Below are 20,395 nucleotides of genomic sequence, written 5' to 3'. Positions count from 1 at the left end.
CTAGCACCACTTACACTCACCCACTTGCCTTCCCTAGCGTCATATAGCAGTATCTCGCTTCCTTACTGACATTATTGAAAGCTACGGAGCGAGCCCATGCCGAGCTACAAGGCGCCGGTCGAAGATTTTCTGTTTCTCTTCCACGAACTTCTCGAGATCGAGAAGCGGACCGACCTGCCCGGCTTCGCCGAGCTGACGCCCGACATGACGAGCGCGATCCTCGAGGGCGGCGCGAAGTTCTGCGAGGAAGTCCTCCAGCCGCTCAACCAGTCTGGCGACGAGGAAGGCTGCTACCTCGAAAATGGCGTCGTGCGCACGCCCAAGGGCTTCAAGGAAGCCTTCAAGGCCTATGCCGATGGCGGCTGGAACAAGCTCGGCGTGGCCGAGGAGCTGGGCGGCGCGAACCTGCCCTCCGTCATCACCTTCGCCTTCTCCGAAATGGGCTCGTCGTCCAATCAGGCCTTCGCGATGTATCCCGGCCTCACCGGCGCGGCGCTCGGCGCGCTCTGGGCGACGGGCGAGGACTGGATGCGCCAGCATGTGGCCCAGCGCATGGCCGATGGCGACTGGGCGGGCACCATGTGCCTCACCGAGCCCCATTGCGGCACCGACCTCAAGCTCATGAAGACGCGCGCCGTCAAGCAGGATGACGGCACCTACCGCATCACCGGCACCAAGATCTTCATCTCGGGCGGCGATCAGGACATCACCGAGAACATCATCCACATGGTGATCGCGAAGCTGCCGAACGAGGAAGGCAAATATGTCGACGATCTGTCGACGGTGAACTTCTTCATGGTGCCGAAGCTCCTCGTCGATCCCGAGACCGGCGAGATCAAGGGCCCGAACGGCGTCACCTGCGGCTCGGTCGAGAAGAAGATGGGCATCAAGGGCAACGCCACCTGCGTGCTCAACTTCGACAATGCCGTCGCCTACCACCTCAAGGGCCGCGCGCCCGAGAAGAAGGCCGAGGACGGCAAGGTCGTGAAGTCGAAATCGGCCGGCATGGCCGGCATGTTCGGCATGATGAACGGCGCGCGCATGGGCGTCGGCATCCAGGGCATCGCCGCGGGCGAGGTCGCCTATCAGAACGGCGTCGCCTATGCGACGGAGCGCCTCGCCGGCCGCGCGCTCACCGGCGCGAAGAACCCGGACGGCCCGGCCGATCCGATCATCGTCTTCCCCGATGTGCGCCGCCTGCTCATCGCCTCGCGCTCCTTCGTCGAGGGCGCCCGCGCGCTCGCCATGTATGTCTCCTTCCTCTTCTCGGTCGCGCGCTCGAGCCCGGACGAGAAGGAGCGCCAGGAGGCCGAGGATCTGAGCCAGCTCTTCACGCCGGTCATCAAGGCCTATTTCACCGACAAGGGCTTTGAGGCGGCCAATGCCTCGATGCAGGTCTTCGGCGGCCATGGCTACATCCGCGACAACGGCATGGAGCAGTTCGTGCGCGATGCGCGCATCAACCAGGTCTATGAAGGCGCGAACGGCATCCAGGCCCTCGACCTCGTCGCCCGCAAGATGACCATGAAGGGCGGCCGCGCCACGCTGACCTTCTTCGGCAAGCTCGAAGCCTTCATCAAGGAGAACGAGGGCGACGCCGAAATGGCGCCCTTCATCGCGCCGCTGAAGACGGGCTATGCACGTCTCGGCGAGGCGGCCGGCTGGCTCATGCAGAACGCACCCAGGAATTACGACAATGCGGGCGCCGCTTCCTATGACATCCTCAACATCTTCGGCACGGTGACGCTCGCCTGGATGTGGGCGCAGATGGCGAAGGTCGCGCAGGCGAAGCTCAAGGCCGGCACCGATCGGCCCGACTTCTACAAGCGCAAGCTCACGCTCGCCCGCTACTGGATGGAGCGCGAAGTGCCGATGACGGCCGCCTGGCTCGAGCGCGCCAAGGCCGGCGCCGACGGGCTCATGGAACTCGACGTCGTCAATTTCTGATCCGTCACATTCCGGAACGCCGAAAGGGCGCTCCCCTCGCAAGATCGGGGGAGCGCCCTTTTTCTTTCGGCCCGCCGCATCGCCGCCATCTTTTGCTCCTATGTGCTGCGCACCGGCCGGGGCACTGTTCACGGCCCCGACTTCACGTCAGAATATCGCCCGTGCAGACCATCGTTCCGATCTCCCCGCCTGCGGATGGCGCGGCGCTCATCGCGCCGATCGTCTTCCTGGCGGCTGCCGTCATCGCCGTGCCGATCTTCAGGCGGCTGCGGCTGGGGAGCGTTGTCGGCTATCTCGCCGCAGGCATCGCCATTGGTCCACAAGGGCTCGGCTTCTTCAGCGACTCGGAGGCCGTGCTCGCCTTTGCCGAGCTTGGCGTCGTCATGCTGCTCTTCATCATCGGCCTCGAGCTCAAGCTCTCGCGGCTCTGGTCGATGCGCCGCGACATTGTCGGCCTCGGCCTCGTGCAGCTTTTCGCCTGCGGCGCGGCGCTCGGCCTCATCGCCCATATGGCGGGCCTCGGGCCCCGCGGCGCGATCATCGCCGGGCTCGGGCTTGCCCTTTCATCCACCGCCTTCGCCGCGCCGCTGATGGAGGAGCGCGGCGAACTGACCGCGCCCTATGGGCAGCGCGCCTTCGCCATCCTGCTCATGCAGGACCTCGCCATCGTCCCCCTGCTTGCCCTCGTCGCGCTCATCGCGCCGGGCGAAAAGGCGCCGACAGGCGGCATCGGCCAGACGCTGATCGAGCTTGCCGCCGTCGCCGCCGTGGTGCTCAGCGCGCGCTACCTGCTCAATCCGCTCTTCCGCATCCTCGCCAATGCGCAGGCCCGCGAGATCATGACGGCCGCCGCCCTTCTCGTCGTGCTCGGCGCGGCGATGATCATGAAGGCCGCGGGCCTCTCCATGGCCATGGGCGCGTTCCTCGCCGGCGTGCTGCTCGCCGAGTCGAGCTTCCGCCATGAACTCGAGGCCGATATCGAGCCCTTCCGCGGCCTGCTGCTCGGGCTCTTCTTCATCGCCGTCGGCATGGGCATCGACCTCGAACTCGTCGTCGCCAACGCCGCCTTCGTCGCCCTCGGCGTGCTGATCCTCATGCTCGTCAAGACCGCGCTCATCTATGGCCTCGCGCGCATCTCCGGCTCGCCTCACAATGACGCGCTGAGGATAGGCAGCGTGCTGTCGCAGGGCGGCGAATTCGCCTTCGTGCTCTTCAGCGCAGCCGCCGCGGCGAGCGTGATGACGGAGAAGAATTCGAGCCTCCTCATCGCCATCGTCACGATCTCTCTGGCGCTGACGCCGCTCGCCTATGCGCTCGCCAATCGCGCCGCCCGCCCCACCGCCGACCACGAGCCCGATGCCGATTTCTCCGACGCGCATGGCAAGGTCATCATTATCGGCTTCGGCCGCTTCGGGCAGGTGGTGGCGCAGTTTCTCATGTCGCAGGGCGTGGAGGTGACGGCGATCGACCATAATGTCGAGCAGATACGCGCCGCCGCCCGCTTCGGCTTCCGCGTCTATTACGGCGACGGCACGCGGCTCGACGTGCTGCGCGCGGCAGGCGCGGCGGACGCCTCGCTCATCGCGCTCTGCGTGGTGAAGCCCGATGTGGCGCTCCGTATCGTCGATGTCATCCAGGCGCATTTCCCGCTGGCCAAGCTCTATGTCCGCTCGCGCGACCGGCGCCACGCGCTCGACCTGCTCAAGCGCAATGTCGATTACCAGATCCGGGAAACCTATGAATCCGCCGTGGCCTTCGGCGTCGACGCGCTGAAGGCGCTCGGCTTTTCGCCCGAGGCCGTGCGCAATGTCGAGGCGGAAATGCGCCGCCGCGATGAGGAGCGCCTCGCCCTCCAGCTCGCCGAGGGCATGATGGCGGGCGCCCACCTCATGCATACGAAGCCCGTCGTACCGGAACCGCTGATCGAGCCACGCCATCAGGGCCGCGCGCTCAACCCGGAGGCGGAAGCCGCGACCAAACCCACCGAGCCGCTCCCCTCCAGCGTCGGCGGCGTCGCCGGAAACTGAATTTTCCTGAGCGGCATTCGAGAGGTGACGCAACGGCCGGGCCACGATAGCTTCCCACCATCGACACTCAGGCGGGGAAGTCTCCATGAAAAATCTGTTCAATATCGAAGGCAAGGTCGCGCTCGTCACCGGCGGCTCGCGCGGCATCGGCGAGATGATCGCGACGGGCTTCGTCGAAGCCGGCGCCAAGGTCTATATCTCGGCGCGCAAGGCGCAGGCCTGCAACGAGCTTGCGGAAGAACTTTCGAAAAAGGGCACCTGCATCTCGCTTCCCTTCGATCTCGGCACCATGCAGGGCATTGAAGGGCTCGCAAGCGAACTCGCCAGGCGCGAGGAGAACCTCGACATCCTCGTCAACAATGCGGGCGCCGCCTGGGGCGAGCCCATCGACCAGTATTCCGAAAGCGGCTGGGACAAGGTGATGTCGATCAACCTCAAGGGCCCGTTCTTCGTCACGCAGAAGCTGCTGCCGCTGCTGCGCAAGGCTGCGACCTATGAAGACCCGGCGCGCGTCATCAACATCGCCTCGATCAACGGCATCCAGCCGCCGGAACTCGAAACCTATGCCTACTCCTCCTCCAAGGCCGGCTGCATCATGCTCACGCGGCACCTGGCGGGCCGCCTCGCGCGCGAGAACATCCTCGTCAATGCCATCGCGCCGGGGCCCTTCCCGAGCCAGATGATGAAGGCGACGCTCGAAACCTTCGGCGATGCGATCAAGGCCTCGAATCCGAGAAAGCGCATCGGCACGCCCGAGGACATCGCCGGCGTTGCCATCTTCCTTTCCTCGCGCGCCTCGGCCTATACGACGGGAGCGGTCATTCCCTGCGACGGCGGCGCGGCGGAAATCTGATCATATGGCCTTCGGTCATCGGACCGACGCGAAACCATGTCACGATCGGTCCGGTGATCGAAGGAGACTTGTCATGAGAAATATGCTGTTTGCCGCGGGGCTCCTCGCGGCAAGCCTCGCCCTTCCGGCGGGCGCGTTCGCGGCGGATGAGCCGGCTGTGCCGGATCTGCTGAAAATCCTGCCCTGCCCGCCGCAAAGCGATGTGAAGCCCGGCGCAGGGATAACCTGCGCTCAGGACCCCGCCCTTCAGAAGCGCGACTATCAGGCGGTCCTCGACGCGCAGAAGAATGCAAGCGAGGAGGAAAAGAAGCTCGCCATCGCCGATGCCGCGAGACCCTCGCTCGCCCAGTTCGGCCGCCCGATCTGGCAGGAGATCGCCGCGCCCGCCTGCGCCATCGCGCCGGAGATCGCCACCGCGCCGGACGACCAGGCGCTTGCCGCGACCCTGCCCGCGACCGTCGATCTCATTCACGCCATGACCAAGGACAGCATCATGGCCGTCGATGGCGCGAAGCAGGCCTTTGGCCGCCTGCGCCCCTATCAGGCGGAGGTCGAGGGCCTGCCGCGCATCTCCGCGCTGCTGCCGACCGACAATCTGAAGAAGAGCCCCTCCTATCCGAGCGGACACACCGCCTTCGCCTATGAGACGGCGCTGGTGCTCGCCAGCCTTCTGCCCGAGGAGCAGGACAGGATCTACGCGCGAGCGGCGCAATACAGCCACAACCGCCTCGTCGCGGGCGTTCACTTCCAGAGCGATGTCGAACAGGGCCGCCTGAGCGGCGAGCTCGTCGCTGCCGCTTTCATGCAGCGCGAGGATTTCCGCGCGAAACTCGAAAAGGCAAGGCCGGAACTGCGCAAGGCGCTCTGCCAGTAGCGCGTTTCCGGAAGAAGTGGAAGCCGACCGCTTACGGTTCGGAAACGCGGCAGATCAGAAAAGCAGGAGCGGGCTCACCACCACGCGAAAGAACGGCGGCTCCCAACCCTCTCCTTCATCGTGGAAGCGAGAGGGTTGGGTCGCCGCGCGCTCAGAGCCTCAAGCGGGCACGATCGCGCGACGGAAGCGCCGGAACATGCGCGAGAACGGGCCGGGTTTGCCGGCTTCGTCATTCCGCGTCGCGGAGCCTGCTTCCACAGCGGGCCTCGGGCCCGTTGCCCGCTCGGCCGCCGCGACGATCGCCTCGGCGATCGTGCCGGCAAGCGCGGTCGGAAGATCGTGGCCCATGCCGGGCACGACGCGAAGCTCGGCGCCGGGAATGGCCTTCGCCGTGTCCTCGCCCGCCGCGACCGGAATATAACGGTCGGCCGCGCCATGCAGCACCACGGTCGGCGCCTTGATCTTCGCCAGCGCCGCGCGCCGATCGCCGCCTGACATGGCGGCCGCCATCTGGCGGAGGATTCCCGCCGGATAATAGGCGCGCAATGCGTCGCGCATCGCCCATTCCTTCAGCGTCGCCGCCTCGGTCGGATAATCGGGGCTTCCGATCAGCCGGTTGAGCTCGATGTCGCGCGCGACGATCCCGTCGAGATCGCTGACGACCGGCGCCGGGCTGAGCATCAGACGCAGCACGTCCTCGTCCGGCCCCGGCAGGTCGGGATTGCCGCTCGTCGAGCTGATCGACGTCAGCGACAATGTGCGATCGGGATATTCGGCCGCGATCGTCTGCGCGATCATGCCGCCCATCGCCATGCCGACGATGTGAGCCTTGTCGATCTTCAATCCGTCGAGAAGACCGATCGCGTCCGATGCCATGTCGGCGAGCGAATAGGGCGCGAAATCGGACTTGCCGTCGCCAAGCGAAGCAAGCATTTCGGAATAGCTCAGCTTGCTGCCCTTGGTGATTTTGCTCGAAAGCCCGACGTCACGGTTGTCGAAACGAATGACGCGGTAGCCGCGTTCAACGAGCTTTTCGCAAAGCGCAGCCGGCCACTGCGTGAGCTGCGCACCAAGGCCCATGATGAGCAGGACCGCCTCGCTCTTTGCAGAGCCAAGGCTCTCATATTCGATCCTGAGTCCATTTGTCTTGATACGGGGCATGTCCTCTCCTACCTCGGCGCCGACATGGCGCAACCCCCTATATCGGCACCGGGGCAGGAAAGTTGAACGGGGCATAAAGGCACTATGTGTGGCTTATATGCAAAGCACTATTCGGCAGCGTTTTCCTTTTCCGCTGCAAGCGCGTGTTCCGCGATGAGTTCGACGAAACGCGGACACAATTCGGCGGGCAGATCATGTCCCATGCCTTCGATCAGCTCGAGATTTGCGCCGGGTACGGAATTTGCGGTGTCGACCCCGCCTTCCGGCGGCACGAGCGGATCGGCGAGCCCGTGAATCACGAGAAAAGGCACGCGCACGGCCTTCAGCCGCTCCACGCGGCTGCCATCGCCGACGATGGCCGCATATTGCCGCGAGGCCCCTTCGGGATAGTACATGTGGTCGAATTCCGCCGCGCAGCGCGCATAAAGCGCTTCGTCGGTCATCGGATAGGCTGGGCTTTGATAGACGCGGCGGCCCTTCATGCGATGGCGGATCACGGTTTCGCGGTCCTGCGCGTGCGGCTGCTCCTGCAACGCGGCCATGGCGGCCTCGCTCGCCTTCGGCAGATCGGGATTTCCCGTCGTCGACATGATCGAGGTGACGCTGAGAAGACGGCCCGGATGATCGATCGCCATCGTCTGCACGATCATGCCGCCCATCGAAATGCCCATGACATGCGCGCGGGCGATGCCGAGCGCATCGAGAACGCCGATGCCGTCGGCCGCCATATCGGAAAGCGTATAGGGGATGTCGGGCCTGCGACCCTCGCGCACCGCCGCCGCGACCGCCCGAATATCGGGCATGCCTTTCAGCTTTTCGCTATGCCCGACGTCGCGATTGTCATAGCGGATGACGCGGAAACCGCGCGCCCTGAGCCCGTCCATCAATTCGGCCGGCCAGCTCATCATCGTCGATGTGTAGCCGTTGACGAAAAGGATGGGCCTGCCGTCGGCAGGCCCCAGATCCTCGAAATTGACGGTGATGCCGTTCGCTTGCGTTTGCCGCATCCCCATGCGCGTCACTCCGCCGCGCGGGCGGCAGCCGCCCGTTTCGTCGCCGCCGTGATCGCATCGGCGAAAGTGCCGACGAGCGCGACCGGGAAGTCGTGCCCCATGCCGGGAACGATGCGAAGCTCGGCGCCGGGAATATTGGCCGCCGTATCCTTGCCACCCTCGACCGGCACGAGCGGATCGTCCGCGCCGTGGAGCACGACGGCCGGAACAGCGATGTTCTTCAGCTTTTCGCGCCGGTCGCCATTGGCGACGATGGCGGCCATCTGCCGGGCGACGCCGACGGGGTAGAAGCTGCGCTTTGCATCGCGCATCACCCATTCGCGCAGGATTTTCTCATCGGTCGGGAAGCCGGGGCTGCCGATGGTCTTCCACGCCTTGATGCCGCGCGCGATGATCGCCTCCCAGTCACCCTCGGGCGCGGCCGGCGACATCAGCACTTCCATCGCCTCGGGCTTTGCCTGCGGAAGCGCGGGATTGCCCGTCGTCGACATGATCGAGGTGAGCGACAGCACGCGCTCCGGATGGTTCGCCGCGACGAGCTGCGCGATCATGCCGCCCATGGAAGCGCCCGCTATATGCGCCTTCTCGATGCCGAGCGCATCGAGAAGCCCGACCGCGTCCGCCGCCATGTCGTCGAGCGAATAAGGCGCGTTGGCCTTCTGCCCGCTCATCAGCGCGCCGAAAATCGCCGCCATGTCGGGCATGCCCGCTTCGTCGAACTTGGTGGAGAGCCCCACATCGCGATTGTCGAAGCGGATGGCGCGATAGCCGCGCTGCACAAGCTCGTTGCAAAGCTCGGTCGGCCACATGGTGAGCTGGCCGCCAAGCCCCATGATGAGCAGAACGGTCTCGCGATTGGCCGGGCCGAAGCTCTCATACTCGATGGTGATGCCGTTCGCCTGAACTTGCGGCATGGAAACCTCCGTGATTCTTGTGTGTTTTGCTGAAGCTTATCAGCGCGACTACGAAGCGGGCACAGTAAAAGCGCATTTTTAATGAAGATCATTAAGGCGGCAAGGAGGAAGCGGCAGGCCGCCTTTGGCCCGCGATCAGGCGCTTGCCTTCGCGGCGCGCCGGCCGCACATTAATGAAATCCATTATCCGGCCGCCGGACGGCCGGGCCGCCCCCCAGGAAAGTTCCTCATGACCCTCGAATACGACCTCTTCTGGTCCTTCCGCTCGCCCTATTCCTATCTCGTCACGCCGCGCCTCATCGAACTCGAGCGCGATTATGACGTGCGCTGCAACGTCCGGCCGGTCTATCCGATCGCCGTCCGCATCGAAGGCTTCTTCAAGAAGGTCAACCCGATGTGGCCGCCCTATCTCATGAAGGACACCATGCGCATCGCCGAAATGCTCGGCCTGCCCTATGCCTGGCCCTCGCCCGACCCCATCGTCATGAATATCAGGACAGGCGATGTCGCCGCGGAGCAGCCCTATATCCACCGCCTCACAAGGCTCGGCGTCGCGGCCACCGAGGCCGGAAAAGGTCTCGCCTTCCTCCGCGAAGTGAGCGGCATCGTCTTCGGCGGCGTGAAGAACTGGCATGAAGGCGACCATCTGAAGGATGCCGCCGCGCGCGCGGGCGTCGATCTCGCCGCGCTTGACCGCCTCGTCGAAGCCGATCCCGATCGCTACGAGGCCGTCATCGCCGCCAACGAGGCCGCGCAGAAGGAAGCCGGCCACTGGGGCGTGCCGCTGATGGTCTTCGAGGGCGAGCCCTTTTTCGGCCAGGACCGCGTCGATCACCTCCGCTGGCGGATGGAAAAGCGCGGCCTGAAGAAACGGGCCTGACAGCACACTGGACCGGCCGCCGCTCTGCCGGTAGCCTCGCCCGCAAGCCTGACAAAGCGAGCGGAATTCCCATGCAGCGCGATCTGAAGAAAATGAGCGCCACCGAATACGATCTCGTGATCGTGGGCGGCGGCATCAGCGGCGCCTCGATCGCATGGGACGCGGCGCTCCGGGGCCTCAAGGTGGCCCTCCTCGAAAAGGAAGACTTCGCCCATGCCACGACTTCGGGCTCATCGAAGCTCGTGCATGGCGGCCTTCGCTATCTCGTCAATGGCGAGCTGAGGCTCGTTCGCGAATCGCTCCGTGAACGGCGCATATGGGAGAATATCGCGCCGCATATGGTTCACCCGCTGCCCTTCATCCTGCCGACCTATGGCTACGGGATGAAGGGCGGGCCCGTGCTCGCCATCGGCCTCGCCTTCTACGATCTCCTCTCCTACGATCGCAATTTCGTCTCCGACGACGACAAGAAGATCCCCGGCTTCCGCTCGATCTCGCGCGACGAGGCGCTGACGCTCATGCCGACGCTGAAGCGCGAGGGGCTCACCGGCGCCAAGATCTATTACGACTGCCAGATGTTCGCGCCCGAGCGCCTCTGCCTCGAATGCATCGAGGGCGCGGTCGAATTCGGCGCCGATGCCGCGAATTACGCCGAGGTCACGGGCTTCGAGATGGAGAACGCGGCTGGCGCGAGCCGCCGCATCTCGGGCGTCCAGGTGAAGGACCGCCATACCGGTGAGACGCACCGCATCCGGGGCCGCATCGTCATCAACGCCGCAGGTCCCTGGGCCGACACGCTGATGGGCCTTGCCGAAGGCGGCAAGCCCGCCCGCCGCCTCATCCGCTCCAAGGGCATCCACATCATCACGCGCGAGATTTCGGGCAGCAACGCGCTCGCCATCCAGTCCGATATCGGCGGGCATTTCTTCGTCATTCCATGGCGCGGGCACACGATCATCGGCACGACCGACACGGTCTTCGACGACGATCCCGACAAGGTCGGCGTCACCGAGCAGGATCTGCGCGATTTCCTCAGCGTCGTGAATGATGGCCTTCCGGGTCTCGACCTCAAGCGCGAGGACATTCTTCACTTCTATGTCGGCATCCGCCCGCTCGTGGATTCAAGCCCCGCCTCCGGCGAGGAAGAGGGCAAGGATTCCTACAATGCGAGCCGCGCCGCCGAAGTCCTCGATCACGAGAAGATCGACGACACTTTCGGCTTCATCTCCGCCATGGGCGGCAAGTGGACCACCTCGCGCCATCTCGCCGAGCAGGTCGTCGATCTCGCGCTGATGAAGCTCGGCCGTCAGGCGAAATGCGAAACCCACTGCACGCCCGTCTATGGCGGCGAGATCGGCAGGCTGAAGAGCTTCATCGCCCGCGCGCGGAAGCGCCACCCGCATCTGCCCGCCGAGGTCGTCGAAAATCTCTGCAACTACTACGGCAGCCGCATCGACGAGGTGCTGGCGACGGCCGACGAGCGGCCGGGCGAACGCGAGGAGCTTCTGCGGCGGCTCGCCGGCAATACGAGCGTGCTCGCCGTGCAGGTGATCCACGCCATTCGCCATGAAATGGCGCGCCATCTCTCCGACGTTCTCTTCCGCCGCACCGGCCTCGGCACGCTCGGACATCCCGGCGTGCCCATCGTCAACCGGGTGACCGAGCTGATGGCGCGCGAACTCGGCTGGGACGACACGACGATCGCCAATGAAATCGCCGACGCGCTTCGCCTCTTCGGGACGCAGCCGCCCGCCAATGAAGGCGGCATGAAGGGCGCATCCCTCGCCGAGGCGACAAGGAGCGCGGATCGGTGATGACGATGCCGGGCATGCCCCATATCGCAGCCATCGTGAACCCGCGCTCGGGCGGCGGACGCACGGGCCGCGCCTGGCGGCTCATTCGCGCGACGCTCGAACGCGAGCTTGGGCCCGTCCGCGCGCATTTCACGCAAGGCGCCTCCACGCCCCGCTACCTTCCCGCCGCCGCCCTTGCCCGGAAAGCGCTCAAGGAAGGCGCCCAGCTCGTCATCGCCGTCGGCGGCGACGGCACGATCAGCGAGGTCGTGAACGGCTTTTTCGAGAATGGCGCGCTCATCAACCCCGAGGCGCATCTCGCCATTCTCAACACCGGCACGGGCGGCGATTTCCGCAGGAGCTTCGGCCTGCCGGACGAGCTTGAAGCCTGCGTCGCCCGCATCGCCCAGGGCACGACGCGCCGGATCGACATCGGCCGTCTCACCTTCGTCGCCGAGGATGGCGGCGAGGCGGCGCGCTATTTCAACAACATTGCGAGTTTCGGCCTTTCGGGCGAGGTCGTGCGCGCCGTCAACCGCGCGAAATTCTCGAAACTCTTCGGCGGCAGCTTCGCCTTTCTCTGGGCAACGCTCGTCACCGCCGCGCGCTACAGGCCCCATGCCGTCCGTATCGTCACCGATCAGGGGTTCGACGAGGTGGTGAATGTCGGCGTCGGCGCCATCGCCAATGGACGCTTCTTCGGCGGCGGCATGATGATGGCGCCCATGGCCGAGCCCGATAGCGGCCATTTCGAGGTCATCATCATGCGCGACACGACCTTCGGCGACATGCTGACAGGCTCGAACGAGCTGCGTGCCGGCACGCATATCCACAATCCGAAAGTCCTCCACATCCGCGCGACGAGCCTGACGGCGACGCCCATCGGCGACGCGCCCGTGCTCCTCGATGTGGATGGCGAAGCGCCGGGCCGGCTCCCCGCCCGCTTCGAAATTCTGCCCTCCGCCATCACGCTCCGCTGCTGAGAGAAGACAAGAGGTTCCGATGACGATCGACCGCGCATCGCTTCGCTGGAATGGCTGGGGTCCGGCCGCACAGGAAAACGTGCTGCCCGACGGCGCGCCGCAATGGGAGTGGATCAGGACGACGCTCGGCCTTTCGCGCCTTCCCGCAACGCCCGCAAAGCCGCTGTCGGAGATCCGGATTCCCGCCTGCCGCCTCGACACGCCGCAGCTCGACCGGCTGCGCGCGATCGTCGGCGCGGAGCAGGTGAAGCTCGACGATTACGAGCGCGCCTTCCATGCGCGCGGCAAGAGCTATCACGATCTCCTCTATCTGCGCGCCGGCATGCTCGACATGGTGCCCGATGCCGTCGTCTATCCCCGCAGCGCCGATGAAACGCTGGCGCTGGTGAAGCTCGCGGCGGAAGAGGACATCACCCTCATTCCCTTTGGCGGCGGCTCTTCCGTCGTCGGCGGCATCAACGCCATGCCGAAATCATTGGGCGGCGCCGTCATAACCCTCGACACGACGCTGATGTCGCGCGTCATCCAGATCGACAAGATCGCGATGACCGCGACGGTGGAAGCGGGCATATACGGCCCCGCGCTCGAAGCGGCGCTTCAGCAGCATGGCGTGACGCTCGCGCATTATCCGCAGAGCTTCGAGTTCTCGACGCTGGGCGGCTGGATCGCGGCGCGCGGCGCGGGCCAGCAGTCGAACCGCTACGGCAAGGCGGAGAAGTGGCTCGTCTCGGCGAAACTCGCGACGCCCCGGGGCTTTTGGTCGACGGAAACGACACCCGCCTCGGCGGCAGGCCCCAATCTCAACCAGCTCGTCGCGGGCTCGGAGGGAACGCTCGGCGTCATCTGCGAGGCGACGGTGAAAATCCACGCCCTGCCCGCGCGGAAGGATTATCGCGGCTATCTCTTCAAGAATTTCGAGAGCGGCATCGAAGCGGCGCGCCGCATCAACCATGCCGATATTCCCGTCGCCATGGTGCGCCTCTCGGACGCGCCGGAGACGCATTTCTTCCAGGCCTTTTCATCGACCTCGTCGCCGACGAGCCTCAAGGCGCGGGCGCAGCGCGCCTATCTCCGCCTCAAGGGTTTCGATGAAACGCCCTGCCTCATGCTGATCGGCCATGAAGGCGACGCCGACACGGTCGTCTGGGCGCAGGCGCAGACACAGGCGATCTGCAAGAAGCTCGGCGCGCTGGCGCTCGGCACCGGCCCCGGCCACAAATGGTATCACGGCCGCTTCCACGCGCCCTATTCGCGCGACCCCATGCTCGACCACGGCATCGGCATCGACACGCTCGAAACCTCGACGCGCTGGTCGAACATCGCGAACCTTCACAAAGCGGTTGTCACGGCGATCGAGGGCGCGATGGCCGCCAACATGCCCGAGCGCGGCGCGCGCGGCATCGTCATGGCGCATGTGAGCCATTCCTATCCGGACGGGGCGAGCCTCTACTTCACCTTCGTCTTCCCCCGCCAGCTCGACCGCGAGGTCGAGCAATGGCAGGCGATCAAGCGCGCGGCCTCGGATGCCATTCTCGAACATCGCGGCACGATCAGCCATCACCACGGCGTCGGCATCGACCATGCGCCGTGGCTTGCCGAGGAGAAGGGCCCCGTCGGCTATGAGGTGCTGAAGGCGCTGAAGCGCGAACTCGACCCGGCCGGCGTCCTGAACCCCGGCAAGCTCATCGGCTGACGAAAGCCACGCCGGTCAGCTCCCGGCGTCTTCGCTCTCCAGCGCGTTGCGAAGCTCGGCCTTGGCGATCTTTTCAAGCGTCGAGCGGGGCAGCGCATCGACGATGCGGATATCGCGCGGCACCTTGAAGTCGGCGAGCGACTTGCGGCAGGCAGCCATGACGCGCTCCTTGAGATCGCCGGGCGCCGCCGCCTCGCCGCCCGGCACCAGCAGAAAGGCGACCGGCACCTCGTCGAGCATCGGGTCCTTGCGCCCGACCACAGCGCATTCCTGAATGCCGCCGACCGCCATGATCACGGTTTCGATCTCCGAGGCGGCGACATTCTCGCCGCCCACTTTCAGCATGTCCTTGTCGCGGTCGGCAAAGCGGATATAGCCATCCTCGAGAAGCGTCACCCGGTCGCCGGTGATGAAGAAGCCCTGCTCGTCATAGCTCGATGCCGTCGCTTCCGGATTGTTGAGATATTCCTTGAAAAGCGAGAGCCCCGGAATGCCGCGAATGAGCAGCGCGCCCGTATCGCCCGCTTCGGCAGGCAGGCCGTCCTCCCTGATGATCGCGATCTCATAGGCAGGCGACGGCTTGCCGATCGTCATGGGCGGCGCGGGCACGAAGGGATCGCTTACGATGCCATGGGTGATCGTTTCGGTCATGCCCCACCAGCCCATAGTCCGCACACGGAAATGCGCGTCGGTCGGCAGCGACGCGATGCCGTTGCCCCAGAGCCTGTAGTGATGCGCCTTCGGCACCTCCTGCCCCATCAGCGCGCGCACGCAGAACGGCACCATCGAGGTCCAGGTGCAGCGATGGCGGAGAGAAACCTCCCAGAAGCGCGAGGCGGAGAAGCGCGGCTGCACGACCACCGTGCCGCCGACCCAGAGCGTCGCCAGCACCGAATAGGACTGCGCATTGGTGTGGAAGAGCGGCAGATAGACGAGGTGAACGTCCTCCGGCGTCAGCGTTTCGTGCATGGCGCAGAGCTTCGCGCCCCAGAGCGCATTGGCATGCGTCCAGACAACGCCCTTCGGCCGCGAGGTAGTGCCGGATGTGTATTGAATGCCGACATTGGCCATGGGATCGGGGGCGCGCATCGGCACCGTCGCCGGATCGCCATGGAGCGCGGCGAAGCTCTCCGCCTTGCCGGGCCGGTGGCCTTGCGCGGCGGGCGCCCCATTGTCCGTCTCGGTGATGGCGAGCCATTTGATGTCATGACAGCTCGACTGCACGAGCTCGGCGAATCTCGGCTGCGTGATGGCGCCGACCGCCCCCGCATGAGCGGCGAAATAGGTGAGTTCGTCCGCCGCCGAGCGCGCATTGGTGGTGACAGCAACCGCGCCGAGATGCGCGCAGGCATACCAGGCGATGAGCGCTTCCGGGCAGTTGTCGAGATGGAGGAGCACGCGCTCGCCGAACTTCACGCCGCGCGCCTTCAGCCCCGCCGCGACCCGCGCCACCTCATCGGCGAAGCCCGCATAGGTCCAGACGCGGGACGGCCCCTCGAAGGGCTCCCAGATCAGAAACGGGTGATCGGGCCGCGTGGCCGCGTGATGGGCAAGCAGGCGCGGCACATCGAACCCCGAAAAAGGGTGGATGGCGGGCGAACGCAATCGGGGCGAAGTCGGGACTGGCATCTCTTCCTCCTCGGGCTTTTTTTGTTCTCTATACCATGCTTGTCTGACGTTCCATTCAGGTTCTAGACTCGCGCTCCCGCAAGGGGCGGCAGGCGAGGACCCCATGGGCGCCATCAAGGGACTGCTGCTCGATGTCGACGGCGTGCTCTATCAGGCCGAGAGCGCGCTTCCGGGCGCGGCGTCCGCTCTCGCGCGCCTGCGTGAAGCCGGTTTCCCCTTCCGCCTCGTCACCAACACCACGCGCAACTCGAAGGCGGGCCTTCTTGGAAGGCTCTCCCGCATGGGCCTCGACGTTGCGCCTTCCGAACTGGTGACCACCGGCGAAGTCGCCCGCGCCGCGATCGCGCGCGACGGCGCCCGGCCCTTTCTCCTCGTCCATGAAAATCTGCGCGTGGATTGCCCGCCAGAGGCGGACGAGCCCGACAGCGTGCTCATCGGCGATGCGGGACCGGGCTTCACCTATGAGCGCCTCAACCGCGCCTTCCGCATTCTCATCGAGGGAGGGCGCCTCTACGCCCTCGCGCGCAACCGCTATTTCCGGGGCGCGGACGGGCTCGATCTCGATGCGGGCCCCTTCGTCGCCGCGCTCGAATATGCAAGCGGCGCGAAGGCACAATTGCTCGGAAAGCCCGACCCCGCCTTCTTCCTCGCCGCAGCCGCAGGCATGGGGCCCGATCCCGCCGAAACGCTGATGGTCGGCGACGATGTCGATGCCGACGTGCTCGGCGCGATCGCGGCGGGCTTCGAGGCCACTCTGGTGCGGACAGGAAAATTCCGCGAAGGCGACGAGACAAGGGCGATGAAGGGCGGCGGCCGCGTGCTGCCCTCCATTGCCGAGGTCGTGGACGAAGTGCTGGGCCGCTCGCCTATGCGTTAGGCGAGCGCGTCCTTCAGCGCCTTTGCGGCTGCCTTCACCGCATCGCGCGCGACATCGAGCACGGCCTGCAGATTGAAGAAGCCGTGGATCATGCCTTCGTAATTGACATATTCGACGGAGACGCCCGCCGCCTTCAGCGCCTCGGCATAGGCGCGGCCCTCGTCGCGCAGCACGTCATGTCCGGCCGTGACGACATAGGCGGGCGGCAGGCCCTGAAGCGAGCGCGCCTTGAGCGGCGCAAGCCGCGGATCGGCGCGGTCGGCCTCGCCTGCATAGTGATCGAAGAACCAGACCATCCCGTCGCGCTCGAGAAAATGCCCCGTGCCGAAGGCGCGATAGGAACCTGTATCCGTATCCGTGTCCGTCACCGGATAGATCAGCATCTGAAAGGCGATGCGCGGCCCCTTCGCGTCGCGCGCGAGCTGCGAGACGACGGCGGCGAGATTGCCGCCCGCGCTGTCGCCGGCAACGGCGATGCGATTGGGATCGACGCCGATGGAGGCCGCATTCGCTTCGACCCATGAGACGGCGGCAAGCGCATCCTCCGCCGCGGCGGGAAATCTGTGCTCCGGCGCGAGACGATAATCGACGGCGACGACCTTGCAGCCGCTTTCATTGGCAAGGCTGCGGCAGAGCGCGTCATGCGTCTCCAGATCGCCGATCACCCAGCCGCCGCCATGGAAATAGACGAGCACGGGCAGCGGCGCGCCGCCCGCGGCGACCGGCGTGTAAAGGCGCACGGGGATCTCGCCCGCGGGCCCGGCGATCTTGCGATCCTCGATCTTCCCGATCGGGAGGCCCGAGAGATCGAGCTGCGCCGCCATGGCGCGGTAAAGTTCGCGGGCGCCGGCCGGCGGCAGATCGATGATCCTCGGCGCGTCCTTGTTGGCCGCCATGCCGTCGAGAAGAGCCTTTGCCTGCGGGTCGAGCGCCATATCCATTTCCCCCTTTGATCGAAAATCCGGAGGATGGTTTTAGCGGCGCAGGCGCGGTTTCGCAAAGCGATCCCGGAAAGGAGTGCCGGACGCTGCGTCAGCCGCGCTTTGTCAGTGCAGAACCTCGCCGTCGCGCGAACGGCGGCCCTCGATCATGTCGACGACGACGCGGCGCAGGCTCCGCCAGGCTTCCGCCCTGGTCCGCTCGCCGATCTGCTCAAGCTCGTCCACCGCCGTGTCCGCATACTGAAGCGCCTTCGCGCCATGCGTATCGAACATGTAGGCGGCGAGAAGATTGAGTTCGTGATCGGTCATCATGGGACTGGACTCCGGCTAGGCGAGTGAACTGCCCATGACACTGCAACCGCCGGGCCAGACCCGTTCGTAAGTGGAATCAATGCGTTATGAGGCATGCGCCGGGCCGGGCGGCAAAGCTTACCGGAAAGGAAATGCCTTCGGCCCGGCAGATTCTTTCCAATCCGGCGCGGATTAAGTTCCCTTTTACGGACCCACGCTAAAACCGCTGTTCAAGAAAGTACCTCTAGGGGAGAGGCGCTGCATCCACCAACGGTCACGAGGTGCAGGACGATGAAGCTGACGAGCCCGACGAAATTCAGCATGCCGCGCATGCCGCGTCTGCCGCGTATTCCCACCGACCGTCTTCCGACACTGCGCATCGCGATCAAGATGCAGCTCATCGTCGTCTCGGCGGCGCTTCTGCTCGCCATCGGCATCGGCGTGTCGAGCTACATGGAGGCGGCCAGCAATACCAACAAGGAAATCAAGGAACGCTTCGACGCCCTCCTCCACGGACGCAAGGCCGCGCTTCAGGATTATCTCGCCTCTGTCGATCAGGATCTGCGCTACATGGCGCAGAGCCCGTTCGTGCAGGACGCCATGTACGACTTCGCCTCCGCCTGGCGCTCGGCAAAGAATGACAGCGACCCGGTCGCGCATTTCCGCGAGCTTTACAAGAACGGCAGCGAAGACGTGATGACGGACGGCACCGAATATGCGGGCCTTCACGACGGCTACCACCATGGCTTCCGCAAGTTCCTTCAGGAACGCGGCTATGAGGAACTTTATCTGATCGACCAGGACGGCAACGTCGTCTACACGGTCAACAAGGGCGCCGATTACGGATCGAACGTCTATCCGCCTTCCGTCACCAGGAAGGACCGCACGGATCTCTCCTACGCCTTCGAAGTCTCCGACGGCGAGAGCGACCCCAACAATCTCGTCTTTTTCGACTATGCGCCCTACGGGCCCATCGGCGACAAGCCGGCAAGCTTCATTGCCGCACCGATCTTCGATCGCGCGGGCGCGCGCCTCGGCGTCATCGCCTTCCGTGTGCCGGTGAGCCGTTTCAATGCGATCATGAACGTCACCGAGGGCCTCGGGAAGACGGGCGAGCTGATGCTCGTCGGCGAGGACTTCCTGATGCGCAACAATTCGCGCCTCATGAAGGAGCCGACGATCCTGACGCGCGAGATCGACGCCGACGCGGTGAAGATGCTCTTCAACACCAATACACATACCGAGCAGGTCGGCGAAAACACTTTCAGCATCGACAAGGGCACGCTCGGCTACGAGGTCGAGACATTCGCCACGCCCATCGAGTTCAACGGCGTTCGCTGGGCGCTCGTGGCGCAGGTGGCGACGAGCGAGGTCAAGGCGCCGCTCATGGCCATGCGCAACACCATGCTCGGCGTCGCGCTTCTGCTGCTCATCTGCGTCTCGGCGGGCGGCGTGTTCTTCGCGCGCCAGATTTCCAAGCCCATCAGCAACCTGACCGGCGCGATGCGCCAGCTCGCCAATGGCGATACGTCGGTCGAACTGAACGGCGCCGACCGCCGCGACGAGATCGGCGAGATGACCGCCGCCGTCGAGATTTTCCGCGCCAATGCGATCGAGCGCCAGCACCTCGAGCGGCAGCAGGAGATCGAGCGCGCCGAGAAGGAAAAGCGCGCCGCCGCGATCGAGACGATGATCGCCGACTTCGACGCCTCGATGAAGGAAATGCTCGGGAGCGTGAGCACGGCCGCATCCGAGATGGAGCAGACCTCCGTCGCCATGACGCAGACGGCCGAGGTCACGAACGAGCGCGCCTCGATGGTCGCAAGCGCCTCCGAACAGACGACCGCCAACATCCAGACGGTGGCAAGCGCTGCGGAGGAGATGGCGATCTCGATCGAGGAAATCCGCCGGCAGACGGCGAAATCGAACGAGATCGGCGCTCAGGCGAACTCGACCGCCGTCGAAACCAACGCCAAGGTCGAGGCGCTCACCACCGCCGCCCGCCAGATCGGCGAGATCGTGACGCTCATCCAGCAGATCGCCGGCCAGACGAACCTGCTCGCCCTCAACGCCACCATCGAGGCGGCGCGCGCGGGCGAGGCTGGCCGGGGCTTTGCCGTGGTTGCAACCGAAGTGAAGGCGCTCGCCACCCAGACCGCGAAGGCGACCGAGGAAATCGCCCAGCAGATCGGCGCCATTCAAGGCTCGACCGGCGAAACGGTGGCCGCGATCCAGCAGATCAGCCACATCATCGCGCAGATCAACGAGATCGGACGCTCGATCTCGGAATCGGTCGATCAGCAGAACGTGACGACACGGGAAATCTCGCGCAACGTCTCCGAAGTCGCGGATGGCAGCCGCGAGGTGGCGAACAATATTCTCGACGTCACTGGCGCCGCGAATGAATCGGCGGGCGCCGCGAGCCTTGTGCGCCGTGCCGCGACCGAACTCTCGGCGCAGGCCGCAAAGCTCAGCGCCGAAGTCGACCGCTTCCTGACCGAAGTGCGGGCCGCCTGACG

Annotated in this window: 16 protein-coding genes; 10 read left to right on the top strand and 6 right to left on the bottom strand. The window is 65.4% G+C overall.

Annotation, left to right across the window (positions count from 1 at the left end):
* The first annotated feature begins 96 nt into the window (after window positions 1–96).
* The 4 genes from PKA57_RS10905 (at window position 97) to PKA57_RS10890 (ending at window position 5,701) form a co-directional block, all read left to right on the top strand.
* Window positions 97–1,947, top strand: coding sequence for an acyl-CoA dehydrogenase C-terminal domain-containing protein (locus PKA57_RS10905; RefSeq protein ID WP_324300448.1), 1,851 nt, complete (start codon window positions 97–99; stop codon window positions 1,945–1,947).
* A 161-nt stretch (window positions 1,948–2,108) separates the two neighbouring features.
* Complete coding sequence (locus PKA57_RS10900; RefSeq protein WP_324300447.1) at window positions 2,109–3,974, top strand: monovalent cation:proton antiporter-2 (CPA2) family protein; 1,866 nt, start codon at window positions 2,109–2,111, stop codon at window positions 3,972–3,974.
* Window positions 3,975–4,059: 85 nt separating this feature from the next.
* Window positions 4,060–4,827, top strand: a complete 768-nt coding sequence (locus PKA57_RS10895) for an SDR family oxidoreductase (protein ID WP_324300445.1) — start codon at window positions 4,060–4,062, stop codon at window positions 4,825–4,827.
* A 73-nt stretch (window positions 4,828–4,900) separates the two neighbouring features.
* Window positions 4,901–5,701 (top strand): phosphatase PAP2 family protein, encoded by an 801-nt coding sequence (locus tag PKA57_RS10890; RefSeq protein ID WP_324300443.1) that lies wholly within the window; start codon window positions 4,901–4,903, stop codon window positions 5,699–5,701.
* Between the two features lie 159 nt (window positions 5,702–5,860).
* On the opposite strand, the gene PKA57_RS10885 is transcribed toward PKA57_RS10890, so the two are convergent.
* The 3 genes from PKA57_RS10885 to PKA57_RS10875 all read right to left on the bottom strand — a co-directional run bounded on the left by PKA57_RS10885 (window position 5,861) and on the right by PKA57_RS10875 (window position 8,789).
* Entirely contained in the window at window positions 5,861–6,862 is a 1,002-nt protein-coding gene (locus tag PKA57_RS10885; RefSeq protein WP_324300441.1) for an alpha/beta hydrolase, read from the bottom strand.
* A gap of 107 nt (window positions 6,863–6,969) precedes the next feature.
* Window positions 6,970–7,875, bottom strand: coding sequence for an alpha/beta fold hydrolase (locus PKA57_RS10880; RefSeq protein WP_324300440.1), 906 nt, complete (start codon window positions 7,873–7,875; stop codon window positions 6,970–6,972).
* 5 nt (window positions 7,876–7,880) lie between these two features.
* Window positions 7,881–8,789: an alpha/beta hydrolase gene (locus tag PKA57_RS10875; protein WP_324300438.1), complete on the bottom strand. Its 909-nt coding sequence runs from the start codon at window positions 8,787–8,789 to the stop codon at window positions 7,881–7,883.
* Between the two features lie 229 nt (window positions 8,790–9,018).
* Here PKA57_RS10875 and PKA57_RS10870 point away from each other — a divergent pair, with 229 nt between their 5' ends.
* From PKA57_RS10870 to PKA57_RS10855, 4 genes are all read left to right on the top strand, one after another.
* Window positions 9,019–9,669 carry a DsbA family protein gene (locus PKA57_RS10870; RefSeq protein ID WP_324300436.1) on the top strand — a complete coding sequence of 217 codons (651 nt, stop codon included), beginning with the start codon at window positions 9,019–9,021 and terminating at the stop codon, window positions 9,667–9,669.
* A gap of 71 nt (window positions 9,670–9,740) precedes the next feature.
* Window positions 9,741–11,483: a glycerol-3-phosphate dehydrogenase/oxidase gene (locus PKA57_RS10865; RefSeq protein ID WP_324300434.1), complete on the top strand. Its 1,743-nt coding sequence runs from the start codon at window positions 9,741–9,743 to the stop codon at window positions 11,481–11,483.
* Window positions 11,484–11,497: 14 nt separating this feature from the next.
* Window positions 11,498–12,445 (top strand): diacylglycerol kinase family protein, encoded by a 948-nt coding sequence (locus PKA57_RS10860; protein ID WP_324300432.1) that lies wholly within the window; start codon window positions 11,498–11,500, stop codon window positions 12,443–12,445.
* Window positions 12,446–12,464: 19 nt separating this feature from the next.
* Window positions 12,465–14,138, top strand: coding sequence for an FAD-binding oxidoreductase (locus PKA57_RS10855; protein WP_324300430.1), 1,674 nt, complete (start codon window positions 12,465–12,467; stop codon window positions 14,136–14,138).
* A gap of 15 nt (window positions 14,139–14,153) precedes the next feature.
* On the opposite strand, the gene PKA57_RS10850 is transcribed toward PKA57_RS10855, so the two are convergent.
* Window positions 14,154–15,767 carry an AMP-binding protein gene (locus PKA57_RS10850; protein ID WP_324300428.1) on the bottom strand — a complete coding sequence of 538 codons (1,614 nt, stop codon included), beginning with the start codon at window positions 15,765–15,767 and terminating at the stop codon, window positions 14,154–14,156.
* Window positions 15,768–15,870: 103 nt separating this feature from the next.
* Between PKA57_RS10850 and PKA57_RS10845 the strand changes: the two genes are divergently transcribed.
* Entirely contained in the window at window positions 15,871–16,644 is a 774-nt protein-coding gene (locus PKA57_RS10845) for a TIGR01458 family HAD-type hydrolase (protein WP_324300426.1), read from the top strand.
* Here the strand turns inward: PKA57_RS10845 and PKA57_RS10840 are convergent.
* Both PKA57_RS10840 and PKA57_RS10835 read right to left on the bottom strand, forming a co-directional pair.
* Entirely contained in the window at window positions 16,641–17,579 is a 939-nt protein-coding gene (locus tag PKA57_RS10840) for an alpha/beta hydrolase (RefSeq protein WP_324300424.1), read from the bottom strand. The genes PKA57_RS10845 and PKA57_RS10840 overlap by 4 nt on opposite strands.
* Window positions 17,580–17,690: 111 nt before the next feature.
* A complete protein-coding gene (locus PKA57_RS10835) occupies window positions 17,691–17,897 on the bottom strand; it encodes a hypothetical protein (protein ID WP_324300422.1) in 207 nt (68 codons plus the stop codon).
* A 270-nt stretch (window positions 17,898–18,167) separates the two neighbouring features.
* Here PKA57_RS10835 and PKA57_RS10830 point away from each other — a divergent pair, with 270 nt between their 5' ends.
* Window positions 18,168–20,393 (top strand): methyl-accepting chemotaxis protein, encoded by a 2,226-nt coding sequence (locus tag PKA57_RS10830; RefSeq protein WP_324300418.1) that lies wholly within the window; start codon window positions 18,168–18,170, stop codon window positions 20,391–20,393.
* The last annotated feature ends 2 nt before the right edge of the window (window positions 20,394–20,395 follow it).

Origin of the sequence: Parvibaculum sp. (assembly GCF_035325945.1) — a bacterium.
Taxonomy (GTDB): domain Bacteria; phylum Pseudomonadota; class Alphaproteobacteria; order Parvibaculales; family Parvibaculaceae; genus Parvibaculum.
The sequence above is the reverse complement of the archived record's forward strand: the minus strand, read 5'-3'. Positions and strand labels throughout refer to the sequence as shown.